The following is a 24,272-nucleotide window of genomic DNA, read 5'->3' on the forward strand; positions in this document are numbered from 1 at the left end:
ACAGTTGTCATCTAGTCATTTCTAAAAAAATGGGGAAACTCTAATAAGAGAATAGGTTGACAGACAACTGATATTCTGGTATTCTTTATTTAAAACTAATATTAAATTTCTTATCGCGAGAGACTGAGGGACTGGCCCTATGATGTCCAGCAACCTAAATTGTATTTTAAGGTGCTAATTCCAGCAGGTGATACCTGGAAGATAAGATATATTGTATCGTAAGTATATAAATCTTCTTATAGTGTATCTGTAAGAAGATTTTTGATCATGTAGGTGTCATCTTCTTTAAGCCTGAGAATATTTGATAAAAAATTGGAGGAATTGAAGATGGGTGTAGAAAATGTAGTTAATTATTTTTTAGACAGGGGGATGGAAAATCCAGTATTTAAGCTTCCTCACAGCGGTGCCACTGTGCAGCAGGCTGCAGAAACAATACATACGGATCCCAAGTATATAGCGAAGACTTTGGCATTTAAACTCAAGGATGAGGATATACTTGTTGTTATGAGAGGAGATCTCAGAGTTAGCAATAAAAAGTTCAAAAAATTTTTTAAAACAAAAGCCAAAATGCTGGAACGTGATAAAGTACTTGAAGTTACAGGACATCCTGTAGGTGGACTTTGCCCCTTTGGGTTAAAAAATCCCATAAAAGTTTATCTGGATAAATCCATAAAGGATTTTGAATATGTATACCCTGCAGCGGGTTCTAAGGAATTCGCCCTCAAAATAAAACCGGGTACAATCAGTAATCTGGTCAACGGGCAGTGGATAGATGTTTGTGAAGATTGATCCTGACTGCAGTTTGCAGTATATGATATAATTCTGGTAGATTTTCGGATAAGACCGAAAACCTACCGATTTTTTCTAACCGAGTATCCAAAATAGCCGAGAGGTTTTGAGTTCAGACTGTAATATTCTCCGTGACTGTAGCATATAAGATTTGCTTTTTCAAAATGTATTTTGTTATTGGAATCCAATAGATTTTTATCTACTTTTGTATTTAAAACCTCAAACAGAAAAAGATCGTGAGTCCCCAGAGGTGTGTTTGAGATTAATTTACATTCTAAAGCTATCGGAGATTTTTCAAGAGAAGGAGTTGAAATGGATACACCTCTATTGAGCTTTAATTTAAAATGTCTTAATTTGTTTTCCCTTTTTCCGGAGACCACACCACAGTAGTCCACAATCTTGACCATATTTTTTGTAGGGAGGTTTACGGCACATTCGCCGCTTTCCAGGATATACTTGTAGGAAAGCCTTTCAGGTCTTATCCCCATGGCAATAATTGGTTTTTTAGTACAGACAGTGCTGATCCACCCTACTGTAAATATATTTAATTTGTTAAGTTTATTTTTTGAAGTAACAAGAACCACAGGTGTTGGATTCAGCATTGCACTGCCTTTAAAATTTAATTTACCCATAATACAGTTCACTCCAATTGATTAACGATTGGATTTTTTATTTTTTGCCAGTTCTACAGAAACTCTTCTGCCTTGAAACTTCTTACCATTGGACTTTTTTAATATGACATTTCCAACTCTTTCAGGAACGCTTATAAATGTGAACTTGTTTAGTATGTCTATATCGCCTATTTCATAAGCTTCTATTGAAGAAGTCTGGGTTATGAATTTCAGTAATTTTCTTGGAGTTACGTTATCCATTCTTCCTATTGAAAAAAACAATCTCATATTTTCTTCTTCGGCATTTATGGAATTTTCCTTGTAATTAAAACTCAGTTCCTTGTCAAAAGTTATTTTTATAAGTGCGGCAGCTACATCTACAAGATTATAATCTTCATCTAATTCCATTGCTATGGGAACAAAATTTTTATAGTCGTTTTCTGATATAACTTCTTTTATTTTTTTCTCTATATTTTTGTACTTTGCTTCAAATATATCATCTACAGTAGGAATTTCCTTTCTCTTTATCTTGCTTTTAGTAAATTTTTCTATTTGCTTCAGCATCATGTACTCTTTAGGAGTTACAAGGGAGTAGGCAATTCCATCCTTGTTTGCCCTTCCGGTTCTTCCTATTCTGTGAACGTAGGATTCAGTATCCTGGGGTAGATCATAGTTTATAACATGGGATACATTTTCTACATCTATCCCCCTGGCGGCTACATCTGTGGCAACCAGAAAATCAAGAGAACCATCCTTGAATTTTCTCAATGTATTCAATCTCTGATTCTGTCCCATGTCCCCATGCATGCCTTCCACATTATAACCTCTCAGCTGGAGGTTTTCCACTAATTCATCCACACCACGTTTTGTCCTGCAAAATATGATGGCACTGGAAGGTTCATCTACATCTAAAATCCTGCACAGAGATTCAAACCTGTCTCTGTTTTTTATTTCATAGTAATATTGTTTTGTTTTTTCGACAGTCAATGTGTTTTTGGCTATCTGTATATACTTTATATTATTTTTCATGTACTTTGAAGCCAGTTTCCTTACCTGATTCGGTATAGTGGCAGAAAAGAACAGTGTCTGTCTGTCTGAATTGCAGGCTTTTATTATATCTTCTATGTCTTCAATGAATCCCATATCCAGCATTTCGTCAGCTTCATCTATTATTAAAAATTGTATATTACTTAAATCCAGGGTATTTCTATGCAGATGGTCCAATATTCTTCCAGGTGTTCCCACTACTACATTGATACCTCTTCTTAGGGATTTAATCTGTCTTTCTATGGGCTGACCGCCGTATATTGGAAGCAATGATATTTTTCTAAATCTGGCAATCCTAGATAATTCATCATTTACCTGAATGGCAAGCTCCCGGGTAGGTGTGATTATTATAGATGAAATGTTTTTCTCGTTACAGTTGATTTTGCTCAACATTGGTGCCCCGAAGGCCAAAGTTTTTCCGGTACCTGTCTGAGCCTGACCTATCACATCGTTCCCCTCCAGTATAACGGGAATTGATTCTGCCTGAATTTGGGAAGGTTCCTCAAATCCCATTTTATCTATGGCCTGGAGAATTTTGGGATGTAAACCTAAGTTGTTAAAACCGATATTTTTCATTAAGATTCCTCTTTCTTTTTTATATTACAAAACAAAACCTATCATATCATAGTATATGTATATTATCAAATTTTAATTTGATCAAATACTTTTTATTTGCCATGAGATAAACTATAATAGTATGTACTGATAAATTAAAGGAGAAGAATTTTATATGTTTGATGCTAAAGAGAGCATTCTGCCTAATGGTATAAAACTTGTTGCCATAAAAAAAGATACCCGGATGATGGCCCTGCATGCCGGTATTAAAATTGGCTCCGTATATGAAAATGTTGATGAAAAAGGGATATCACATTTTATTGAACATATGCTTTTTAAAGGTACAAAATCTAGAAATAACGAGAAATTGAATAGGGATTTGGAAGCTCTGGGGGGAGAGTATAATGCCTATACGGATACTGGTTCTACAGTGTATAGCATTACAGCATTATGGGTAGAATTAGAAAGGTCTTTAGATATTGTCTCCGATATGCTTATGAATTCAATATTTCCCGGAGATGAAATCGAAAGGGAAAGAGAAGTAATACTTTCCGAAATAAGAGCTGGTGAAGACGATGTGGAGGAGTACAGCTTCAGGAAAACAAATGAGTTGGCATTTAGAAGGGGACCTCTGAGATATGATATAGCAGGAAATAAAGATACAATAAATGAATTTAAAAGAGATGATCTTATTGCATTTTACAGCAGGTATTATGTACCCAATAACTGCTTTATTTCTGTAGTTTCTCCCTGTGAGTACGACAGAGTCTATAGTTTGGTCTTAAAATATTTTGGAGCATGGAGATATGAAAAATTTAGTAGAAATAAAGTGATAGTTGAGAAGAATATTCCCTGTAAAAAGGTTTCTTATAAAAGAGATATTGGACAGAATACTATAATATATTTGTTTACTTTTTATGGATTGAGTAAAAGAGAAGAACTGGCTCTCAGAATATTAGATCATAAATTTGGAGAAAGCGGTAATTCTATTCTATTTAGAAAGTTGAGGGAAGAAAAGGGACTTGCTTATGATGTGTACAGCGATTTGGATCTGTCGGATTATGTGAAAACTTTGTATATTTACACCTCTGTAAGGGAAGAGGGTGTGGAAAGTGCTGTCGATGTTATTGAAAAATGTATAGACAAAATAAAAAATAGGGAAATAGTTTTTGGCGGCAGCACAATTGCCCTGATGAAAAAAGTGCTTAAGACTTCAGTTGCATTTACTTTGGAAAATCCCGTTGAGATAGGAAATTATATACTTTGCCAGTCTATGAAGGGAGACAGCATATACAGATTTATAAATGACATAAAAGAAATTGAGAATATAGGAGAAGAGGATATACATGAAGTGGCTAAAACTGTTTTTAAAAATCCAACCATTCATATACTGAAGAAAAAGTCCTAGGGAAATTTAAAAGTGTATTCAGAAACTGCAGTTTCTGAATTATGAATTGTGAAATGAAGGAGTGTTCAAGGAGAAAATTATGGCTGAGCATGTGATAACCAAGGTTGAAATTCAGAAAAAGAATAGGGAGAGAGTAAATGTTTATATAGATGGACATTTTGCCTTTCCCTGTAATCTGGAACTTGTATATACTTTTGATATAACTAAGGGAAAAATTGTAGATGTGGAGTATTTAAAGGGGATAGTGGATGAAAATAACTATATGAAATGCAAAAATTCGGCTCTTACGATACTGGATAGGACTTACAAAACAGAAAAACAAATGAGGGACAAATTGGCTGAAAAGCAGTATGATGATGGTACTATCTCAAAAGTTATTGATTTTTTGAAAAAATATAAGTTTATAGATGACAGTAAATTTGTCGAACTGTACATAAAGGAGAAAATTGATTTTCAGGGCAGGAATAAAATCAAATATTCTCTGCTGAAAAAGGGAATAGGAGAAAATATCTTAAATGAAAAACTAAATTCAATTGACAGTCACTTTGAGGAAAAAGCTGCTTTGAATATGGCACAAAAGAAATATGCCTCTATTCTAAAAAGTGAGAATAGTGTAAAAAAGATATATAAGAAGTTAGGTGATTATCTGATAAGAAAAGGGTATGATTTTAGCATGGTCAAAAGCGTACTTGGAAAGGTATTAAAAGAATGCGGCAATTTCAGTGAAAAGGGAGAAAATACCTATTTTAAGAAAAATAATGATTTAGATGAACTGTACGCTGTTGCAAAAAAAAGATATGAAATAATAATAAAATCGGAGAAAGACAGAAATAAGGTATATAGAAGATTGGGAGCATATCTGATGCGCCGGGGATACCCCTGGGAGAATATAAAAAAAGTCCTGAATAAAATCATTTAGAATATATTACCCTTTGACTGAACTTGATAAATAATTTAAAATTTATTATATATGATATATAAAATTAGTTGAAGTTTGTTATTGAGTTTTAAAACTTTTTGCCGTTTAGAGGTGATTATAATTATGACTGCGAAAATAAATCCTATAACGTTGATGATAGGATTAATATTTTTATATCCCCTTGTAAAGGGGTTTTTATTTAAATTTTCATCCAATGCATTAAAGTTGGATATAAGTGACGTAAGTAAGAGCATTTCATTTATAATATCTTTGATAATGGGAACGTATCTTGGCAAAAAAGTGTTTATACAACATGATAGGGGAATATATAGAAAAATATATAATCTTATACCTATAGATTTTTCACAGTATCTTGAAAATAATAATTTTATAATATATGCGGTTATAATTCCACTGATTGTATTTATATGTTATAAAATCATAAAATTATTTTTGAATTTGATCAATTGTTTTACTTTTTATCCTGTACTTGACAGCATAGATAGGTTTCTGAGATCCAAAAGCAGCGTCTTTAAGAGAATACTTGGAATGGTGTTTCAATTTCCCAAGGCAATATGCTATGTGCTTTTAGCTGCATTCATATTGAATATAATGTCCATGTTTAACATAAATGCAAGATTGAATAAGTATATGGAGAGTTCGAAGCCCTATAATTATATTTGCAGGGAAGTAATAATACCTGTTACGAATTCGACTATTGCAAAACAACTTCCCAATATACTGGATAATTCATTTAAGGTGGTTATAAGAGAACCGGATTCAGGTGAAGTAAAAAATGCGGATAACTTAAACAGGGTAAAGAATACCGGGAATACCGTAGTATATTATAATGGGGTTACTTTGGATGAGGGGGTTAGATCAAATTCTGAAATTGACAGTTTTGCAAAAGCCCTTGCTTCAGAGGGAAGCAATACCACCGAAAGGGCAGAAATGCTCTACAATTGGATAGGAACTAATATAAATTATGATAATGAAAAAGCTAACAGGGTGTTGAACAATGATTTTAATGTAAAATCAGGTGCTATTCCTACATTTTATTCCAGAAAGGGAATTTGTTTTGATTATGCATGCCTGTATGTAGCTATGGCGAGAGCCAACAACATGAAAGTGAGATTGATAACCGGGGAGGGATTTAATGGAATAAGCTGGGTGAGCCATGCCTGGAACCAGGTCTATATTCCGGAGCAGAATAAATGGATAAATGTAGATACTACTTTCTATAAAGGCGGGAATTATTTTAACAGCAGAAGATTTCAATTTGATCATAAAAATGCCCAGGTTATAGGAGAGTGGTAGTAGATCAAGATAAATACCACTCTTGTTTAAAGCAGAGTGGCATTTATCTAATTCGATTTATCTATGTAATTTTTGAGTATGTTATTTATTGCTTTTTCACAATCTGAGTCTTTGTTGTCTAAACACCAGGCATTATTGAAATATATGAGAGCTTTTTTATTATCTTTTAGCATTGAATAGCAATATCCAAGATTAAAAAAATATTTACTTTCTCTCTTTAATTTAATTGCACAATTTAGCAGTTCAATTGCTTTTCCGTACTCTTTGAGTTTTATAAAACATACGGCTGAATTATACAGTGAAGATGATTCATTGTCTTTTGTTTTTATTGCTTTTTCGTACATATCAATAGCTCTTTTATAATTTTTTGAATTATAGTACTCATTGGCTTTTTGAAAATAACTCATTTTATTCCTCCCCAGATTATATGTTATTTTATGCTAAACTTTTATAATCCTCTAATAAATTTATATCCATTTTTGAAAAAAATATTCTGAAATATTTTATAACACCGGTTTTGACAAAAAATTAAAATGCCGGACCGGCATTTTAACTAGATTTTTTAATGGAACATCCTTTTCCTCAAATTTTTTTCTACTATTGATACTGCTTCATACATACCATAGGCTAAAATTGAAAGGATTATTATACTTAACATAACTGTATCAAGCTGGGATATCTGTCCCCCGTATATTATTAAGAATCCAAGACCTTCTTTTGCTACGAGAAATTCTCCCATTATCACTCCTACCCAGGAAAGCCCTACATTTATTTTCAGGGAGGATACCAGGGTGGGTATGGAAGCCGGTATTATAAGATAATTTAGAATTTGGGATTTTGAGGCTCCGAAAGTTTGAAGAAGTTTGATCTTATCTTTGTCTACTTCTTTAAAACCATTTAATATGGTTAATATAGTTACAATTACAGATATCAGAACTGTTACTAAAATAATAGCAGGCATTCCGTTTCCAACCCAAAATATTATTATTGGAGCCAGGGCAACTTTTGGAAGGGCGTTTAATACTACTATATAGGGATCCAGCACGTCTGAAATGAAATCAGACCACCAGAGGAGTACGGCAATAAGGGTGCCTATAATTGTGCTGAGTAAAAAACCCAGTACTGTTTCAATACAAGTGATTCCGATATGTTTAAATAAGTTTCCTTCAACATAAAGCTTTATCAGGTTTTTAAACATTCTAGAAGGAGTGCTGGTCAGAAAAGGGTCTATCCACCCCAGGTCTCCGGCAATTTCCCATAACATAAAAAAAGCTATCAAAATGGCAATCCTGCTTATTGTGACTTTTTTCTTCCGAGTATTTACATTCTTTAAATACATTTTACGTTCTTTTACATAATCCATGATTAATTGTTCAACTCCTTCCAGATACTGTTGAAGTAAATCCTGAATTTTGGATCCTCCCTGCATTTTAGCGGAGAATCATGACTTTCTTCGAAATCTATATTGTATATTTTTTTTAGCCTTGCAGGTCTTTTGGAAAGAACGATGATTCTGTTTGACATTGATATGGCTTCTGAAATATCATGAGTTACCATTATGGCAGTTTTGCCCTCTTTTTTTATTATCTTGAATATTTCATCACTTATATTCAATCGGGTTTGATAATCCAGTGATGAAAAAGGTTCATCCAGCAGAAGAAATTCCGGCTCCATGGCAAGTGTTCTTATTAAAGCTACTTTTTGCCTCATGCCTCCGGATAATTCCTCGGGATAATGGTGTATGAAGTCCCATAAACCGTAATTTTTCAACATGTCGGTTATCTTATTCTTGTATTTTTCTACGGATTTGTGCTGTATTTTAATACTGAGGAATACATTATCCCATACATTCAGCCACTCGAAAAGCTGATCTTTTTGAAACATGTACCCCATTTTAGCTGAAAAAGAAGTTAATTTTTCACCATCTACATATATTTCACCCTGAGATGGTTTTATGAGACCTGATATTATATTTAAAAGAGTGGTTTTGCCACATCCAGAAGGACCTACTATACTTAAAAATTCACCTTTCTCTACAGTGAAATTTATGTTTTCCAAGGCTTTTGTAGAACTTTTTGGTGAGTGATAATTCATATAGATGTTATTGACAACTAATTTATTCAAGGTATCATCTCCCAATAATCGTGTTTTAAGATGTTAAAAATTGTTCTATACGGGTTAAAATTTAAGCAAAATTAAGTTATAATCTATTATATGAACCAGTGCAAATTGGTGTTAAAGATATATGTTCATATGTTATAATATATTTACATACATTGTAATTGTAAATGATGTGTCATTTTAAAGTCTATAAAATTAGTCTAAATTTATTAATTTTAGAAGGTGATTGATCATGGAAAATTTATTTCACGTAGGTCTTGATATAGGTTCAACTACAGTAAAAATAGTAGTGTCAGATATAAAAGACAGTATAATCTACCAAAAATATCAAAGACATTTTTCAGATATAAAAAAGACAATAACCAAGATTATTAAGGGTGCCTATGTAAAGTTGAAAAATTCAAATATCACTGTAATGGTCACGGGCTCAGGAGGATTGTCAGTGTCCAAATGGCTCAACATACCTTTTATACAGGAGGTTGTGGCATGTACTAACACTATAGAAAGGTTTATCCCTGATACCGATGTTGCAATAGAATTGGGCGGTGAGGATGCTAAAATAACCTTTTTTGACGGTGGAATTGATCAGAGGATGAATGGAACTTGTGCAGGAGGTACGGGAGCATTCATAGATCAGATGGCTTCCCTGCTTCAAACTGATGCCAGGGGATTAAATGAACTTGCTAAAAATTATAGGGTGATTTACCCCATAGCTGCAAGGTGCGGTGTATTTGCCAAGACTGACATACAGCCGCTTTTAAACGAGGGAGCTAAAAAAGAAGATATTGCAGTGTCCGTATTTCAATCAGTAGTAAATCAAACTATAAGCGGGCTTGCGTGCGGAAGATCCATAAAGGGCAATGTAGCATTTTTGGGGGGACCCTTATATTTTTTATCTGAACTTAGAAAGAGATTTATAGAAACTTTGAAACTTACGGATGAGCAGGTGATCTTCCCTAGAAACTCCCAATTGTTTGTAGCACTTGGTGCTGCTATTTCATCTAAAAATGAAAAACCCATTTCCTTTAAGAATTTAGTGGATAGACTTCCGAATCTGGATAAATGTTCGGGCGGAGATATGCAGACCCTGAGACCTCTCTTTAAAGATGAAGATGAACTGAGGGAGTTTAAAGAGAGACACAGCAGAAATTCAGTGAAGAAAGGGAGCCTGGAGGGATTTGCAGGAAACTGTTATTTGGGAATTGATGTAGGTTCCACCACCACCAAAGCGGTTTTGATTGATGAGGAGGGGAACTTGCTGTATTCTTCTTACGGAAGCAATAGGGGCAACCCGTTAAAATCCACAGTCAATATATTAGAGGATCTATATAGGAAATTGCCTCAGAATGCCAATATAGTGAGTTCAACGGTTACAGGATATGGAGAGGGACTTGTAAAGGCAGCTTTATCCGTAGACATAGGGGAAGTTGAAACCATTGCCCACTATAAGGCAGCAAAATTTTTTCAGCCTGAAGTAGATTTTATATTGGATATAGGCGGACAGGATATGAAATGTCTTAAGGTGAAAGATGGAGTAATTGACAAGATAATGTTAAATGAAGCTTGTTCTTCTGGTTGCGGTTCTTTTATAGAAACTTTTGCTAATTCTCTGAACATGGATGTAAGAGATTTTGCTAAGGCCGCGGAAACTTCCAAAAGGCCTGTAGATTTAGGTTCTAGGTGTACTGTATTTATGAATTCAAGAGTTAAGCAGGCTCAGAAAGAAGGGGCATCTGTAGGGGATATTTCGGCAGGACTGTCCTATTCAGTCATAAAAAACGCCTTATTTAAGGTTATAAAAATAAGAGATCCTGAAAAATTGGGCAAGAAAATCATAGTTCAAGGCGGAACTTTTTATAATGATGCCATATTGAGAGCTTTTGAAATCATATCAGGAAGAAAAGTTATAAGACCGGATATAGCGGGACTTATGGGGGCATTTGGGGCTGCTATTATTTCCAAGGAAAGATCCAAGCCCAATCATAAAACGACATTGTTGAATTCAGAGGGGTTGGATAAATTTTCAACAGAAATTTCCATGAGAAGATGTGGAAAATGCGTAAATAACTGTCTGCTGACTGTGAATAAATTTTCAGATGGAAGGGAATTTATATCCGGGAACAGGTGTGAAAGAGGAGCAGGTTTGGAAAGCAAAAAACTGGATATACCCAATATTTACGATTATAAGTATAAGAGAGTATTTGACTACAAACCCCTTGAAAAGGAAAAAGCCTACAGGGGTCGGGTAGGTATACCTAGAGTCTTGAACATATATGAAAATTATCCTTTCTGGTTTACTTTTTTTACTCAGCTGGGATTTAGAGTGGAGCTGTCAGCTCGTTCTTCAAAACGCATTTATGAGTTGGGAATAGAAACTATACCCTCGGAATCCGCTTGCTATCCTGCTAAAATAGTTCATGGTCATATAATGAATTTGATACGGAGAGGGATAAATTTTATATTCTATCCTTGTATACCTCATGAACAAAAGGAACAAAAAGAAGCAAACAATAACTATAATTGTCCAATGGTGACTTCCTATCCTGAAGTTATTAAAAATAATATGGATATAATCAAAGAAAAACACATTAATTTCAAGGATCCATTTTTACCTTTGGATAATAGTGAAAGGCTTAAAAAAAGACTTGTTGAGGAACTTCAGGAATTTGACATACCTGACGAGGATATATTCAATGCTGTGGATAAAGCCTATGAGGAAGATAAGAAAATGAAGAGAGATATCAGATCCAAAGGTAAGGAAGTACTGGGATACCTTAAAAAGACCGGCAGAAAGGGAATAGTGCTGGCGGGGAGACCTTATCATATTGATCCTGAAATAAATCACGGAATACCTAATATAATCACTTCCTACGGCATGGCGGTACTTACAGAGGATTCAGTGGCCAGTCTGGGTGTAGTAGAAAGGCCCCTTCGTGTATTGGATCAATGGGTATATCATTCCAGGCTGTATGCAGCAGCAAGTTTTGTAACTACCCAGGATAATTTGGAACTTGTACAGTTGAATTCTTTTGGATGCGGTTTGGACGCAGTTACTACAGATCAGACTCAGGAGATACTTAATAAGTACGGGAAGATATATACAGTGCTGAAAATTGATGAAGGAAGTAATCTTGGGGCGATTAGGATAAGAATACGTTCTTTGAAAGCGGCTATAAGAGAACGTGAAAAGGCGGGATTCAAGGCACATAGAATTGAAAACAGCTATAAGAGAGTGCCATTTACTAAAGATATGAGGAAAAATCATACCATATTATGTCCGCAAATGTCACCCATACATTTTCAATTTTTACAGGAGGCATTTAGAAAATCGGGTTATAATTTGGAAGTGCTTCCTTCCGTGGACAGGAAGGCTGTCGATGAGGGACTCAAATATGTAAACAACGATGCATGTTATCCTTCTATAATGGTTGTAGGACAGCTGATAGAAGCATTGAAATCCGGGAAATATGATTTAAATAACACTTCCATAATAATGTCTCAGACGGGTGGAGGATGCAGGGCAAGCAATTATATAGGATTTATACGAAAGGCTTTGAGAGAGGCTGGAATGGAAAATATACCAGTGATATCCTTCAATGTAGTTGGACTGGAAAAAAACCCCGGATTCAAGATTACTGCAAAGCTTGTAAACAAATCCATAATGGGGCTTCTATACGGAGATTTGCTTATGAAGGTGCTGTATAGAGTCAGACCTTATGAAAAGATACCGGGATCTGCAAATTTACTTTATAGAAACTGGGTTAAAAAATGTATGAAAAATGTAGCTAACGGCAATCACGGGGAATTCAAAAAAAATATATACAGCATAGTGAATGACTTTGATAATTTGGAAGTCACCGGTGTGAAAAAACCAAGAGTGGGAGTAGTGGGAGAAATACTAGTTAAATTTCACCCAACTGCTAACAATAGAATCGTAGATACATTGGAAAAAGAAGGAACTGAAGCGGTAGTACCTGATCTGACGGGATTTTTGTTGTATTCCACCTATAATGTCAAGTTCAGATACAGATATCTTTCTGACAGCCATTTAAGTGCAATTTTAAATGAAGGGGCAATAAAATTTATTGAACACTGCAGGCGACATATAGTAAAGGCTCTTGAAGACAGCAGGAGATTCTCGCCGCCATCTCGTATTGAACAATTGGCACATGATGCTTCCAAAGTGCTGTCCATCGGGAACCAAACAGGGGAAGGCTGGCTGCTGACAGCTGAAATGATAGAACTCATAAAAAGCGGAGTCAAAAATATTGTATGTATGCAGCCTTTTGCATGTCTTCCCAACCATGTAACAGGTAAGGGAATGATAAAGGAATTGAAAAGAATCTATCCTGGAAGCAATATTGCAACTATAGATTATGATCCTGGTGCCAGTGAGGTAAATCAGCTGAATAGATTAAAATTAATGTTATCGGCGGCATTTAAGTCAATGAACAGTGAAACTGCAGCAGAAAGTCAAAAGAAGAAGCTGGTTCCCAAAGCAGTGCTTGTAGGAGATGGAGATAAATAAAGAGCTCAAAATATTTTAACACAATTTTAATAAGAGTCATATTATGAATAGATATTAGAATTGCTTTTGGAGGATATGTAGTGAGAAAAAAATTCGGACTCTATTCTATTGTGTTGTGTTTTGTATTTGCAGTTACTATTTTTACGGCTTGCGGGAGCAATAAAAAAAATGCTGGTTCTGTAGCCAATGTAAGATTGAATGAAGTGGCAAGATCTGTTTTTTATGCACCTATGTACGTTGCAATAAACAAGGATATGTTTAAACAGCAGGGCATAAATATAGAACTTACTACAGGCCAGGGGGCGGATAAAACCATGCAGCAGGTATTGAGCGGCAGCTGTGACATAGGCTTTTGCGGCCCGGAACAGACAATCTATATATATAATCAAAAAAGAAAAGATTTTCCTGTGTTATTTGCCCAGCTGACTGCCACAGACGGTTCTTTTCTAGTAGGTAGAAATGAAGAAAAGAATTTCAAGTGGAAATCTGTAAAAGGAAAGACCATAATTGGTGGAAGACCAGGAGGGGTTCCAGAAATGGCTCTGGAATATGTACTTAAAAAGAATAATATACAACCTGGAAAAGATGTAAATTTAATAACTAATTTGGCCTACACGGCGACAGCTGGTGCATTTAAAGCAGGTACAGGAAACTATGTAGCTCTTTTTGAACCAACTGCCAGTATGCTGGAAAAAGATAAAGACGGTTATATTCAGGCCTCTGTAGGTGAATCTGCAGGTGTATTGCCTTATACCTGTTATTTTGCCACCAAATCATATATTTCAAAAAATCCTGAATTGATACAGAAATTTACAAATGCTATCTATAAAGGTCAGATATGGGTTCAAAGACATAGTGATGAAGAAGTGGCCGAAGCCATAAAGTCTTTCTTCCCGGGGACCGATGAAAATGTGCTGAAATCCGTTATAAAAAACTACAGGAGCATAAAAGCCTATGCTGGCACTCCAGTTATAAAGGAACAGGATTTAAACAGACTTATGGATGTAATACAGTCATATAAATCAAGTTTAATACCTGAAAGGCCTCCTTTTGACAAAATAGTGAATAATTCTTTTTCTGAAAAAGCCATTAAATAGATGGTGGTTATAGAGCTTGCCTATCTCTTGCTGTGAAGAGGAGGCCAGCTCTGAAATAGTTAGCTGTTTGATTTCAAGTATTTTTGTGTCCACGGGCAGATAGATATGCATTTTCCAATCCATCCTATTCCTGACCTTGTTGCTACAGTTTTATGGGGAAAAATTGTTTTTAAAGTTGTCTTATCTGTTTGAATGTTTTCTTTGATTTTTGGCAACGCATTGAATCCATGCTGTCTTATTATCTTTGCTGCATATCTATCGAGATCATCCAGAAGTTCATTCACTCTTGTGTATTCAGCATAATAATCCTTTGTAGGTCCATTTTTTATTTTGGCAATTATATGTGGATTCAGTGATACCGCAATTGAAATTCCATATCTATAGTTTTCCCTCTGATACTCCGGAATGTCTTTTAAATCTGCAAAGCCAACAATTGAAGCACCTTTTTCAATAAGGTGTTTTTTGAGTCCCGTGTTTAGATAATTCATTTTATATACTACCTTTCATATATATTATATAAGTAGAATATAATAAAGTTTGCGGGAAATCAATCTTGTTAAAAAATTTCTTGACAGCGGGAGAATTAACGTTATAATAAAAAGTATATTGAATTAGTTTATTAGCTGTGAAGAAAAGAGTAAGGATGGCATTGTATAAAGAGAGAGGAACTTATTGGCTGAGAAGTCCTTCATAAGTGGTGTCCCGAAGGTAGTTTCGGAGCTTCTTTACTGAAATATAAAGTAGGTAAAGACGGTTTTCATGCCGTTATTTTTTTGAGAGCCTGTGGTTTCAGGAAAAAAGGTGGTAACGCGGATCTTCGTCCTTTAATGGATGAGGATTTTTTTATATATAAGATTATTTTGAATTTATCATAGGAGGAGATTTAATGTCGAAGAAGAGAGATATAGCAACTACTTATAATCCAAAGACATTTGAAGAAAAACTTTATAATAATTGGCAGAAAAAGGGATATTTTACACCCAAAGCGGAAGGAAATAGGAAAACCTATTCCATGGTGATACCGCCTCCAAATATTACTGGAAAATTACATCTAGGCCATGCTTTAGATGATACAATTCAAGATGTAATAATAAGAACTAAAAGAATGCAGGGTTATAATACGCTGTGGGTGCCGGGAGAAGATCATGCCAGCATAGCTACTGAAGTAAAAGTAGAAAAAGAGCTTTTAAAAAAGGGAATTTTGAAAAAGAAAATAGGACGTGAGGAATTTTTAAAGAGGACCTGGGACTGGAGTGATGAATACAGGGAGAGAATAAGGAATCAGGTAAAAAAAATTGGATGTTCTGTAGATTTTACAAGAGAAAGATTTACTATGGATGCAGGGCTTAATAAAGCTGTGAAAAAGTTCTTTGTAAAATTGTACAATGATGGTCTTATATATCAGGGTAATAGAATAATAAATTGGTGTCCGAAATGTCAGACTGCCATATCTGATGCGGAAATTGAGTACAGTGAACAACAGGGACATTTGTGGTATGTAAGATATAAGATAGTTGGCAGAGACAAATATTTGGAAATAGCCACTACAAGACCTGAGACGATGTTTGGTGATACGGCTATTGCGGTTAATCCCAAGGATGAAAGATATAAGGATCTAGTCGGCGGGACTGCCATACTTCCCATTATGAACAGGGAAATACCAATAGTTGCAGATGATTATGTTGATATGGAATTTGGTACAGGAGCAGTTAAAATAACACCTGCCCATGATCCAAATGATTACAATGTGGGCAAAAGACACAATTTGCCTGAAATTGTAATTATGAATGAAGATGGGACCATAAAACTTCCAGGAACTAAGTATGATGGAATGGATAGATATGAGGCCCGAAAAGTAGTGGTAGAGGACTTGAAAAAACAGGGGTTCCTAGTAAAAATAGAGAAACTTGTACATAATGTAGGATGTCATGACAGGTGTGGAACTACTGTGGAACCAATGCTTTCCAAACAATGGTTTGTGAAGATGAAGTCACTGGCTAAACCAGCTATTGATGCAGTTAAAAACAAGAAAATAAAATTTATACCGGAAAGATTTGAAAAAATCTACTTTAACTGGATGGAAAATATTCGTGACTGGTGTATTTCGAGGCAGTTGTGGTGGGGCCATAGGATTCCTGTATGGTACTGCAGAGACTGCGGTCAGGTTATAGTAAGTGATACGACTCCTGCAAAATGCAGCAAATGTGGTTCGACTAATCTGGAGCAGGATAAAGATGTACTGGATACCTGGTTCAGCTCTGCACTGTGGCCTTTTTCAACTTTGGGGTGGCCGGATCATACAGAGGACTTGAAATATTTTTATCCTAACAATACATTGGTTACGGGGTATGACATAATATTTTTCTGGGTAGCTCGGATGATATTTTCAGGCATATACTGCATGAAAGATATTCCTTTTGAAAATGTACTTATACATGGTATTGTAAGAGATTCTCAAGGGAGAAAAATGTCGAAATCTCTTGGAAATGGTGTTGACCCCATAGAAGTAATAGATCAATATGGGGCAGATGCGCTGAGGTTTACACTAATTAGCGGAAATGCACCGGGAAATGATACTAGATATTACCCCGAGAAGGTAGAGGCTTCTAGAAATTTTGCTAATAAAATATGGAATGCCTCCAGATTTGTACTTATGAATTTAGATGAAGATATAATGAAAAAGTATAAAGATTGCAGGGATTATACTGTTGCCGACAGGTGGATATTATCCAGGGTAAATACACTGGTTAAAGAAGTTACGTATAATATAGAAAAGTTTGAAATCGGAATAGCCGCCCAGAAGATATATGATTTTATCTGGGGTGAATTTTGTGACTGGTATATAGAACTGGTTAAGCCTGTTATGTATGGCGATGATGAAAAATCCAAGGGTGTAGTCTTTAATGTATTAAATGAGGTACTTTCGGTAAGCTTGCAGCTGCTTCATCCAATAATGCCTTTTATAACGGAGGAGATATATACCCATCTCTATACGGAATATGAGTCCATAACCATATCAAAATGGCCTGAATATGATGACAGACTAAGTGACTTGAAGGCGGAAAAGGATATGGAATATATCATAGAAGCTATTAAGGCTGTCAGAAATATAAGGGCCGAAATGAATGTTCCATTTTCAAAGAAAGCTCAAATAATTATATTGCCTACCGAGAAAGATGCATTGAAATCTTTGAAAAACGGAGAGGAATACTTTAAAAAATTAGCTTCGGCAAGTAAATTGAAGTTTTTGGCAGATAAGGATGATGTACCAGAGAATGTAGTATCGGCAGTTACTAAGGGGGCAGAATTGTTTATGCCGCTTTCGGAACTTGTGGATAAAGACAGGGAAATTGAAAGGCTGAATAAAAAGAAAGAAAAACTGGAAGACGGGATAAAGAGATCGGAGAGCAAACTTTTAAATGATAAATTTGTTTCTAAAGCTCCTGAAGATGTGGTTAACAAGGAAAGGGAAAAAGCTCGTAAGTACAGGGAAATGCTTGATACTGTGCTGGAGAGAATAAAAAGCTTAAAATAAAGAACACGGGGATGTGCTGCTTATGAATTATGAAGAAACATTGAATTATATAGAAAGTATAGCTAGGTTTGGAAGCAATCTGGGACTTGACAGAACTGAAAAAATGCTGGAAATATTGGGAAACCCGCATAAGAGGATAAAGGCCGTACATGTGGCGGGTACCAACGGGAAAGGTTCCATTGCGGCTATGATAAGTAAGATCTTGATGGAAGACGGCCTTAAAGTGGGAATGTATACTTCCCCCTATCTGGAGGTATTTGAAGAGAGAATACAGATTAATGGAGTCAATATACCAAGAGATGATTTAAGCAGAGTAGTTACAAAAGTATCTGAGGTCGTAAAAAAAGTTATTGAAATGGGATACGATAATCCTACTGAATTTGAGATAATCACATGTGCTATGTTTTATTATTTTGCTGAGCAGAATGTTGATATAGCCGTTGTTGAAGTTGGATTAGGTGGAAGGCTGGATTCCACGAATGTAATGCCGCCTTTTTCTGAAAAGCAAGGTGGAGGAGTCATGCTTAGCATAATTTCGTCTATAAGTTATGATCACATGAAGATATTGGGCAATACACTGGGGAAAATAGCCTACGAAAAAGCTGGAATAATCAAACCCGGCATTCCTGTAATAATGTATCCTGAAAAAGAAGAAGCCGGTGAAGTTATAGAGCAGGTGTGCAGACAGAGGGGGAGCCAGCTCATAAAGGTTCCGGAGAATTCGGTAAGGCGTGTTGGAGAAGATAAAATTAATAACTGCAGCGAAAAATATACGCAGCATATAAATTTAAATACACAGAGGAACAGTTATGATATTGAACTGTCTCTTTTGGGCAAACATCAGCTTTTAAATTGTGCCGTGTCTGTTTTTGCCGTAGAACAATTATCCAGGTATGGAATTGAAATAAATAAATCCATAATATCAAAAGCACTTAAAAAGGTAAAGTGGATGGGAAGGCTCGAAGTAATGGCAAAAAATCCACTTGTGGTCATAGACGGGGCTCACAACAGAGAGGGTATTTCCATGCTTAAGGACAACATGGAAAGCTATTTTAGCTATAACCGCATAGTACTTGTATTGGGTATACTGGCTGATAAAGAAGTGGATATTATGGTAAGGACAATAGTGCCGCTGGCATGGAGAGTTATAGCTGTTACTCCCAATAATTCCAGAGCGGAGGATTCAAAAAAGTTGAAATCTGTGGTGGAAAAATATAATCTAAATTGTGAAGCCTTTGAGGATTATGAAAGTGCCTACAGTAGGGCTCTTTCATATTGCAAAAAAGATGATTTGCTTTTGGTGTCAGGATCGCTTTATATGATAGGCGGTATGAGAAAAATAATAAGGGAGTACAGTGTTAAAATGCGCCTGTAAAGAGGCGCATTTTATTTTTTATTTAAAACCAATTTTTTAAGGGCTGTTGCAAATTGATCAGGGCATGAAGTACCTTTCCCGCTGCAGGAAATTCCCTGCAGTTTCTTTACGGCTTCTTTTACATCCATTCCATTTACAAGCCTGGATACGGCCTGGAGGTTTCCATCACATCCACCTGTAAAATTCACATTTGAAATTTTATTCCCAACTATATCAAAAGTTATTTTACTTGAGCAAACTCCCTTAGGAGTATAAGTGTACATTTTATCACCTGATTCCCTTATGGATAATATATTGAACAGAATAATTATATAACATGAACATTGTATAATGCAATGAAATAAATTTTCAATTGCTATTACCTATTTTAGCGGATATTCATATTATATTTGTAAGGGGGTGATAGTGTTGGATTATATTTATGTGTGCAGCACTTCTTCTGATCTTGTATCAAAAATTAATTTAAACTATTTTCGTGAAGAAAAGAGAATATATCTTAAATCCAATGATATAGTCTATAATGTAGGCCCTCATGGAATATATGTCAATGACAATAAACTTATAACTGCAAACAAATATAACAATACCATATCTATAATTGACATAAAAAAGGAAATACAGGAAGAAAGCTATTATGTAGGGGCATGCTGCAATGACGTTGTGGTTTATGGAAATAATGCGTATATAATATGCGGTGATTTGAACAGTCTGTTGGTGTTTGATCTCAAAGAAAAGCAGGTAGTTGAAGAAATACCCTGCGGAAGTCTCCCCTGCAGCATATGCCTGAACAAAGAGAGAAAACTATTGCTTATATCTAATATGGAAGATGATAGTATAACCTTGATAAATTGTATAAACAACGAATGTATTAAAAACATAAGGGTGGGTTCTTATCCTACCAAAGCAGTGTTTACTTTAGATGGACAGCATGTATTGGTGTGTGAAAGTAATATAGGCTCTGAATTTAGGGGAAGTGTGGCTATTTTATCTTTAAAAAATTATAAGGTAATAAATAGAATTATTGTCGGAAATTCGCCTATAGATATCTATTGCAGCAGTGGACACTGTTTTGTATCTAACTTTGGAGACGGAACAGTAAGTATTTTAGATATAAACAACTACAGAGAAGAGAAAAAAATAATTGTGGGTGGAATGCCTAGAAACATAATAAAATACAAGGGGAACCTATATATAGGAGACAACTACAATAATCTGTTGATAAAGGTTAATATAAAAAATAATGATAAAAAATATATACCCATAGGCGGAGAACCTACAGGTATGGTTTTGAGCTAATTTTAATTGTTCATAAGCAGCTCGACAATATTGTAGTATAGATCCAAATAATCTTTTTTCCATTTTTTGCATAAACTTTTGGCTTTTTTATTGGAATCCACATTTAATTTTATATTTATCAATGTAGAATTGTTTTCAAGTATTTTTAAATTCACAATGAAATTATTCTTGCGTTCCATGGTGTAATCGGCATTTATGGAAAGATCCTTTTTTATAGTTTTAATTTTTGTATCCAGATATTTGTCTATTATATCTATTTTATTTTTTGAAATTCTATTTCCAAATAAAAGTAACACTTTAAGGCCTTTTTTAGTGATTATAAGTTTATGGTTGTTTGAGCACGAAGCTCTTTTAATAAAATTTGAAGATAAGAGTTCATTTAAGTACTGCTGGAGAATAAAATAATTTATAAAGCCATTTTCCAGTATAATCTGGGTTATTTCATTATTGGAAATAGGAAATTTAATTTTTTTAAATATATAAAGCAGTAAAAGTTTATTTTCTGCTAGTTCCAAAGTGTCTTCAAACATTTAAAATCCTCTCCGTTGAATTAAAAATACACCTATATTATAACATAAATGTTTGTACTTATATTTTGAAATTACTTTATATAAGTAAATTTTTTAATTTATGTAATATTTATCAATATAGGATACTATAAAATTATAAAAGCAAATATTTTGGAGGAGAAGAATTGGAAAAAAGACTTATAAAAAAAATATTTATGGTATCCGTATTGCTGCTTATAGCTATTGGAATATCTTTATTTACTAATTACGGGTATAAGGGTGCCTTTACGGTATTGAACAGGAAACTGCCCATATATTCTGTTGATACGAAAGAGAAAAAACTGGCTATAACTTTTGATGTAAGCTTAGGTGAAAATGATTATACTGAAAAAATATTGGATTTGCTGGATAAATATAACGTTAAAGCCACTTTCTTTGTAGTTGGCGATTGGGTCGACAGAAATCCCGATAAGTTGAAGGAGCTATGCAGGAGAGGGCATGAAATAGGGAACCACTCTAACAGGCATCCTGACATGACTAAAATATCCAGAGAAAAAATTATTGAAGATATAAATATAAATGAAGCTAAGATAAGGAGTATAACGGGGTCAGGTACTAAACTGTTCAGGTGTCCGGGTGGGGCTTATGATGACAATGTAATAAATACTGTGGAAAAATCGGGATATTATTGTATTCAGTGGAATGTGGACAGCGTGGATTGGAAGGAACAGGGAGCGGATATTGAATACAGAAGAATAATTAAGAATATTAAACCTGGTTCCATATTGTTGTTTCACAATAGTGCCAAATACACTCCGGAGAATTTGCCCAGTATAATAAAGAATTTGCAGAGCAGAGGATATAAGTTTGTCAAGGTAGGTGATCTTATTCATAAAGATAATTACAGATTAAATTATGAGGGTAAACAGATGGCAAATTAAATATTTATATTATAGCAATTATTGAAAAATAGGATAAATATGTATTATAATGGCAGTAAAGATTTTTTGTAAGCGAGAACTGGTATAAAAAAGTTATATCCTGTTTAAAATAATTTTAGATTATATATTTTTGGGGAGGTAATATTTTTATGAAGTCCATAAAGATCGCAGGAGGCAATGATAATTTTAAGAATTATTTGATAAATTTATTAGAGCTGGCTGATTTGCATTACGATGTATACGCCAATAAAAATAATACTGAAATAACAAAATATATAGTACTGAATTCTGTGGATGAGAAACAGGATGTTTCAAATGGACACTATTGTTTTATAAATATGGATTTAATAAAGAATGTAAGTAATAATTTGAACATAGAGGATTATATTATAACCTATGGACTGGGAAATAAAAATACAGTTACCATATCGAGCTTAGACTATAACAGCGGTTTTGTATATTGCCTTCAAAGAGATATTGTGCAAAATGGACATAGTATAATTGAATCTCAGGAAATTCCAGTAGATATGGTATTGAGGGATATAGATGAATTGTATGCCGCTATGATAGTTATAACACTGGGTTTGATGGATGACAAATATACCAAGAAGATGCTGCCTGGAAATAGAGAATTTAAAATTTTTAGCCGTATATTAAATAATTAAAAGTATATTTTTATCTCTACATGAATAGTTATATGTTAATGATATATTTAAAACTAAGGGAAAGAGGGGTTTATGATGGACAATTTAATGTTAAATAATAAAATTTATCTTGAAGGTAAAGTAGTGTCCGAATTGAAGTTTAGTCATGAAATGTATGGTGAAGGTTTTTATAATTTTAATATTGAAGTCCCAAGATTAAGTGAAAGCAAGGATGTGTTGTTTATTACAATCTCAGAAAGACTTATAGGTGGAATGGATATCAGACCTGGAATAGAAGTGGTAGTGGAGGGACAACTGAGATCCTATAATAAATTTGTAGACGGTGCAAATAGGCTTATATTGACTGTATTTGTGAGAAATATAAGTTTGTGCAGAGAAAAAAGTAAAAATCCAAATCAGATTTTCCTCGATGGTTTCATATGCAAGGAACCAATATATAGGACAACTCCTTTTGGAAGAGAAATATCCGATATGCTGTTGGCTGTAAATAGGGCCTATAATAAATCCGACTACATACCCACCATTGCCTGGGGAAGAAATTCCAGATTTTGCAAGTCATTAAAAGTCGGCGACAATATAAGAATTTGGGGGAGATTACAAAGCAGAGAGTATCAAAAGAAAATATCCGATACGGAAGTTGTGAAAAAGGTAGCCTATGAAGTGTCCATTTCCAAAATGGAGAAAGTAAATAAAGATAATGACGATGAAAAATCCAAAGGAAAAGTTATGGAAGAAGGTGAAAAAAATTTAAAAGATATAAAAGATAAACGTATATCTTAAATTATAAAGTCAAAAGTTAAAAGTAAGTTTTAAAACTTTTAACTTTTGACTTCTGAAAAATTATTTTCTTAAATCCTTTAAAATTTTAGTTTTACCTTTAGTAATACTATCCACTTTTTTTACTATTTTTGCAGGAGCTCCTGCAGCCACTACTCCAGCAGGTATATCCCTTATTACTACCGAGCCTGCTGCAATAACTGAGCCGTCTCCTATTTTTACACCTTCTAGTATAACTGAATTTGCACCTATCAGTACATTATTACCTATTTCACAAGGAGATTTGCTGGGAGGTTCCAGCACACCGGCTACAACTGCTCCGGCACCCAGATGAACGTTTTTGCCCAACTTGCCTCTGGCTCCAACTACTGCATTCATGTCAACCATGCTTCCTTCTCCTATTTCAGCTCCTATATTTATAACCGCCCCCATCATTATAACTGCATTTTTACTTATTTTTACCCTGTCCCGTATTATTGCTCCAGGTTCAATTCTTGCATCTATGTTCAGTAAATCCATGAGAGGAATAGCCGAGTTTCTTCTATCCTGTTCTATTCTGAAATGTTTAATTTTATCCTTGTTTTCTGTTAGAAAGTTTAAAACTCTATCACTTTCACCAAAAATAATGTGGAAATCACCATTACCGTATATTTCCAGGGAATCTGAACTGCACTTTGATATATCTCCTTGCATATATAATTTTACCGGTGTAGATTTTTTGGCTTCCTTTATGTATTTTGCTATTTGATACGGATCTGTAAGATCATATTTTACTTCCATAA

General features: G+C 34.6%; 21 protein-coding genes, 1 riboswitch and 1 other annotated feature. Of the genes, 12 read left to right on the forward strand and 9 right to left on the reverse strand.

Going from position 1 to position 24,272, the window contains the following annotated elements; translation table 11 throughout:
* Window positions 1–107: 107 nt before the first annotated feature.
* Window positions 108–208, forward strand: a riboswitch (SAM riboswitch).
* A gap of 119 nt (window positions 209–327) precedes the next feature.
* Window positions 328–789: a YbaK/EbsC family protein gene (locus AB8S09_RS12220; RefSeq protein ID WP_294184910.1), complete on the forward strand. Its 462-nt coding sequence runs from the start codon at window positions 328–330 to the stop codon at window positions 787–789.
* A gap of 62 nt (window positions 790–851) precedes the next feature.
* Here AB8S09_RS12220 and AB8S09_RS12225 read toward each other — a convergent pair whose 3' ends face one another.
* Both AB8S09_RS12225 and AB8S09_RS12230 read right to left on the reverse strand, forming a co-directional pair.
* Window positions 852–1,421: a flavin reductase family protein gene (locus AB8S09_RS12225; RefSeq protein WP_294184912.1), complete on the reverse strand. Its 570-nt coding sequence runs from the start codon at window positions 1,419–1,421 to the stop codon at window positions 852–854.
* Window positions 1,422–1,442: 21 nt separating this feature from the next.
* Window positions 1,443–3,023 carry a DEAD/DEAH box helicase gene (locus AB8S09_RS12230; protein WP_294184915.1) on the reverse strand — a complete coding sequence of 527 codons (1,581 nt, stop codon included), beginning with the start codon at window positions 3,021–3,023 and terminating at the stop codon, window positions 1,443–1,445.
* A 154-nt stretch (window positions 3,024–3,177) separates the two neighbouring features.
* Between AB8S09_RS12230 and AB8S09_RS12235 the strand changes: the two genes are divergently transcribed.
* The 3 genes from AB8S09_RS12235 to AB8S09_RS12245 all read left to right on the forward strand — a co-directional run bounded on the left by AB8S09_RS12235 (window position 3,178) and on the right by AB8S09_RS12245 (window position 6,646).
* Entirely contained in the window at window positions 3,178–4,410 is a 1,233-nt protein-coding gene (locus tag AB8S09_RS12235; protein ID WP_294184917.1) for a M16 family metallopeptidase, read from the forward strand.
* Between the two features lie 79 nt (window positions 4,411–4,489).
* Window positions 4,490–5,329, forward strand: a complete 840-nt coding sequence (gene recX / locus AB8S09_RS12240) for a recombination regulator RecX (RefSeq protein ID WP_369869243.1) — start codon at window positions 4,490–4,492, stop codon at window positions 5,327–5,329.
* Between the two features lie 123 nt (window positions 5,330–5,452).
* Window positions 5,453–6,646 carry a transglutaminase-like domain-containing protein gene (locus AB8S09_RS12245; protein WP_294184921.1) on the forward strand — a complete coding sequence of 398 codons (1,194 nt, stop codon included), beginning with the start codon at window positions 5,453–5,455 and terminating at the stop codon, window positions 6,644–6,646.
* A 47-nt stretch (window positions 6,647–6,693) separates the two neighbouring features.
* On the opposite strand, the gene AB8S09_RS12250 is transcribed toward AB8S09_RS12245, so the two are convergent.
* The 3 genes from AB8S09_RS12250 to AB8S09_RS12260 all read right to left on the reverse strand — a co-directional run bounded on the left by AB8S09_RS12250 (window position 6,694) and on the right by AB8S09_RS12260 (window position 8,770).
* Complete coding sequence (locus tag AB8S09_RS12250) at window positions 6,694–7,053, reverse strand: tetratricopeptide repeat protein (RefSeq protein WP_294184923.1); 360 nt, start codon at window positions 7,051–7,053, stop codon at window positions 6,694–6,696.
* Window positions 7,054–7,208: 155 nt separating this feature from the next.
* The gene (locus tag AB8S09_RS12255; RefSeq protein WP_294184930.1) at window positions 7,209–8,012 is read right to left on the reverse strand and encodes an ABC transporter permease; all 804 of its coding nucleotides are present in this window, start codon (window positions 8,010–8,012) and stop codon (window positions 7,209–7,211) included.
* Window positions 8,012–8,770, reverse strand: a complete 759-nt coding sequence (locus AB8S09_RS12260; protein WP_294184924.1) for an ABC transporter ATP-binding protein — start codon at window positions 8,768–8,770, stop codon at window positions 8,012–8,014. The genes AB8S09_RS12255 and AB8S09_RS12260 overlap by 1 nt, the downstream gene beginning before the upstream one ends.
* Window positions 8,771–8,999: 229 nt before the next feature.
* Between AB8S09_RS12260 and AB8S09_RS12265 the strand changes: the two genes are divergently transcribed.
* A complete protein-coding gene (locus AB8S09_RS12265) occupies window positions 9,000–13,295 on the forward strand; it encodes a 2-hydroxyacyl-CoA dehydratase (RefSeq protein ID WP_294184926.1) in 4,296 nt (1,431 codons plus the stop codon).
* 80 nt (window positions 13,296–13,375) lie between these two features.
* Window positions 13,376–14,392: an ABC transporter substrate-binding protein gene (locus AB8S09_RS12270; protein WP_294184927.1), complete on the forward strand. Its 1,017-nt coding sequence runs from the start codon at window positions 13,376–13,378 to the stop codon at window positions 14,390–14,392.
* Window positions 14,393–14,451: 59 nt separating this feature from the next.
* Here AB8S09_RS12270 and AB8S09_RS12275 read toward each other — a convergent pair whose 3' ends face one another.
* Window positions 14,452–14,880 carry a hypothetical protein gene (locus tag AB8S09_RS12275; protein WP_369869244.1) on the reverse strand — a complete coding sequence of 143 codons (429 nt, stop codon included), beginning with the start codon at window positions 14,878–14,880 and terminating at the stop codon, window positions 14,452–14,454.
* A 128-nt stretch (window positions 14,881–15,008) separates the two neighbouring features.
* Window positions 15,009–15,220, forward strand: a binding site (T-box leader).
* 58 nt (window positions 15,221–15,278) lie between these two features.
* Between AB8S09_RS12275 and AB8S09_RS12280 the strand changes: the two genes are divergently transcribed.
* Together AB8S09_RS12280 and AB8S09_RS12285 are read left to right on the forward strand one after the other, a co-directional pair.
* Complete coding sequence (locus tag AB8S09_RS12280) at window positions 15,279–17,927, forward strand: valine--tRNA ligase (protein WP_294184254.1); 2,649 nt, start codon at window positions 15,279–15,281, stop codon at window positions 17,925–17,927.
* Window positions 17,928–17,949: 22 nt separating this feature from the next.
* Window positions 17,950–19,302: a bifunctional folylpolyglutamate synthase/dihydrofolate synthase gene (locus tag AB8S09_RS12285; protein ID WP_294184256.1), complete on the forward strand. Its 1,353-nt coding sequence runs from the start codon at window positions 17,950–17,952 to the stop codon at window positions 19,300–19,302.
* An 11-nt stretch (window positions 19,303–19,313) separates the two neighbouring features.
* Here AB8S09_RS12285 and AB8S09_RS12290 read toward each other — a convergent pair whose 3' ends face one another.
* Window positions 19,314–19,565: a TIGR03905 family TSCPD domain-containing protein gene (locus AB8S09_RS12290; RefSeq protein ID WP_294184258.1), complete on the reverse strand. Its 252-nt coding sequence runs from the start codon at window positions 19,563–19,565 to the stop codon at window positions 19,314–19,316.
* Window positions 19,566–19,710: 145 nt separating this feature from the next.
* On the opposite strand from AB8S09_RS12290, the gene AB8S09_RS12295 reads away from it, so the two are divergent.
* The gene (locus AB8S09_RS12295) at window positions 19,711–20,598 is read left to right on the forward strand and encodes a YncE family protein (RefSeq protein ID WP_369869245.1); all 888 of its coding nucleotides are present in this window, start codon (window positions 19,711–19,713) and stop codon (window positions 20,596–20,598) included.
* 2 nt (window positions 20,599–20,600) lie between these two features.
* Here the strand turns inward: AB8S09_RS12295 and AB8S09_RS12300 are convergent, their stop codons facing one another.
* Entirely contained in the window at window positions 20,601–21,128 is a 528-nt protein-coding gene (locus tag AB8S09_RS12300; protein WP_294184262.1) for a DUF4364 family protein, read from the reverse strand.
* A gap of 164 nt (window positions 21,129–21,292) precedes the next feature.
* Between AB8S09_RS12300 and pdaB the strand changes: the two genes are divergently transcribed.
* From pdaB to AB8S09_RS12315, 3 genes are all read left to right on the forward strand, one after another.
* Entirely contained in the window at window positions 21,293–22,048 is a 756-nt protein-coding gene (pdaB, locus tag AB8S09_RS12305) for a polysaccharide deacetylase family sporulation protein PdaB (RefSeq protein WP_369869246.1), read from the forward strand.
* Window positions 22,049–22,197: 149 nt separating this feature from the next.
* A complete protein-coding gene (locus AB8S09_RS12310) occupies window positions 22,198–22,713 on the forward strand; it encodes a hypothetical protein (protein ID WP_294184264.1) in 516 nt (171 codons plus the stop codon).
* A 75-nt stretch (window positions 22,714–22,788) separates the two neighbouring features.
* Window positions 22,789–23,493, forward strand: coding sequence for a single-stranded DNA-binding protein (locus AB8S09_RS12315; protein WP_294184327.1), 705 nt, complete (start codon window positions 22,789–22,791; stop codon window positions 23,491–23,493).
* Between the two features lie 60 nt (window positions 23,494–23,553).
* On the opposite strand, the gene dapD is transcribed toward AB8S09_RS12315, so the two are convergent.
* Entirely contained in the window at window positions 23,554–24,270 is a 717-nt protein-coding gene (gene dapD / locus AB8S09_RS12320) for a 2,3,4,5-tetrahydropyridine-2,6-dicarboxylate N-acetyltransferase (protein ID WP_369869247.1), read from the reverse strand.
* Between the last annotated feature and the right edge of the window lie 2 nt (window positions 24,271–24,272).

This window comes from Clostridium lapidicellarium, from assembly GCF_041224415.1.
In the GTDB taxonomy this organism is placed as follows: domain Bacteria; phylum Bacillota; class Clostridia; order Clostridiales; family Clostridiaceae; genus Clostridium_B; species Clostridium_B lapidicellarium.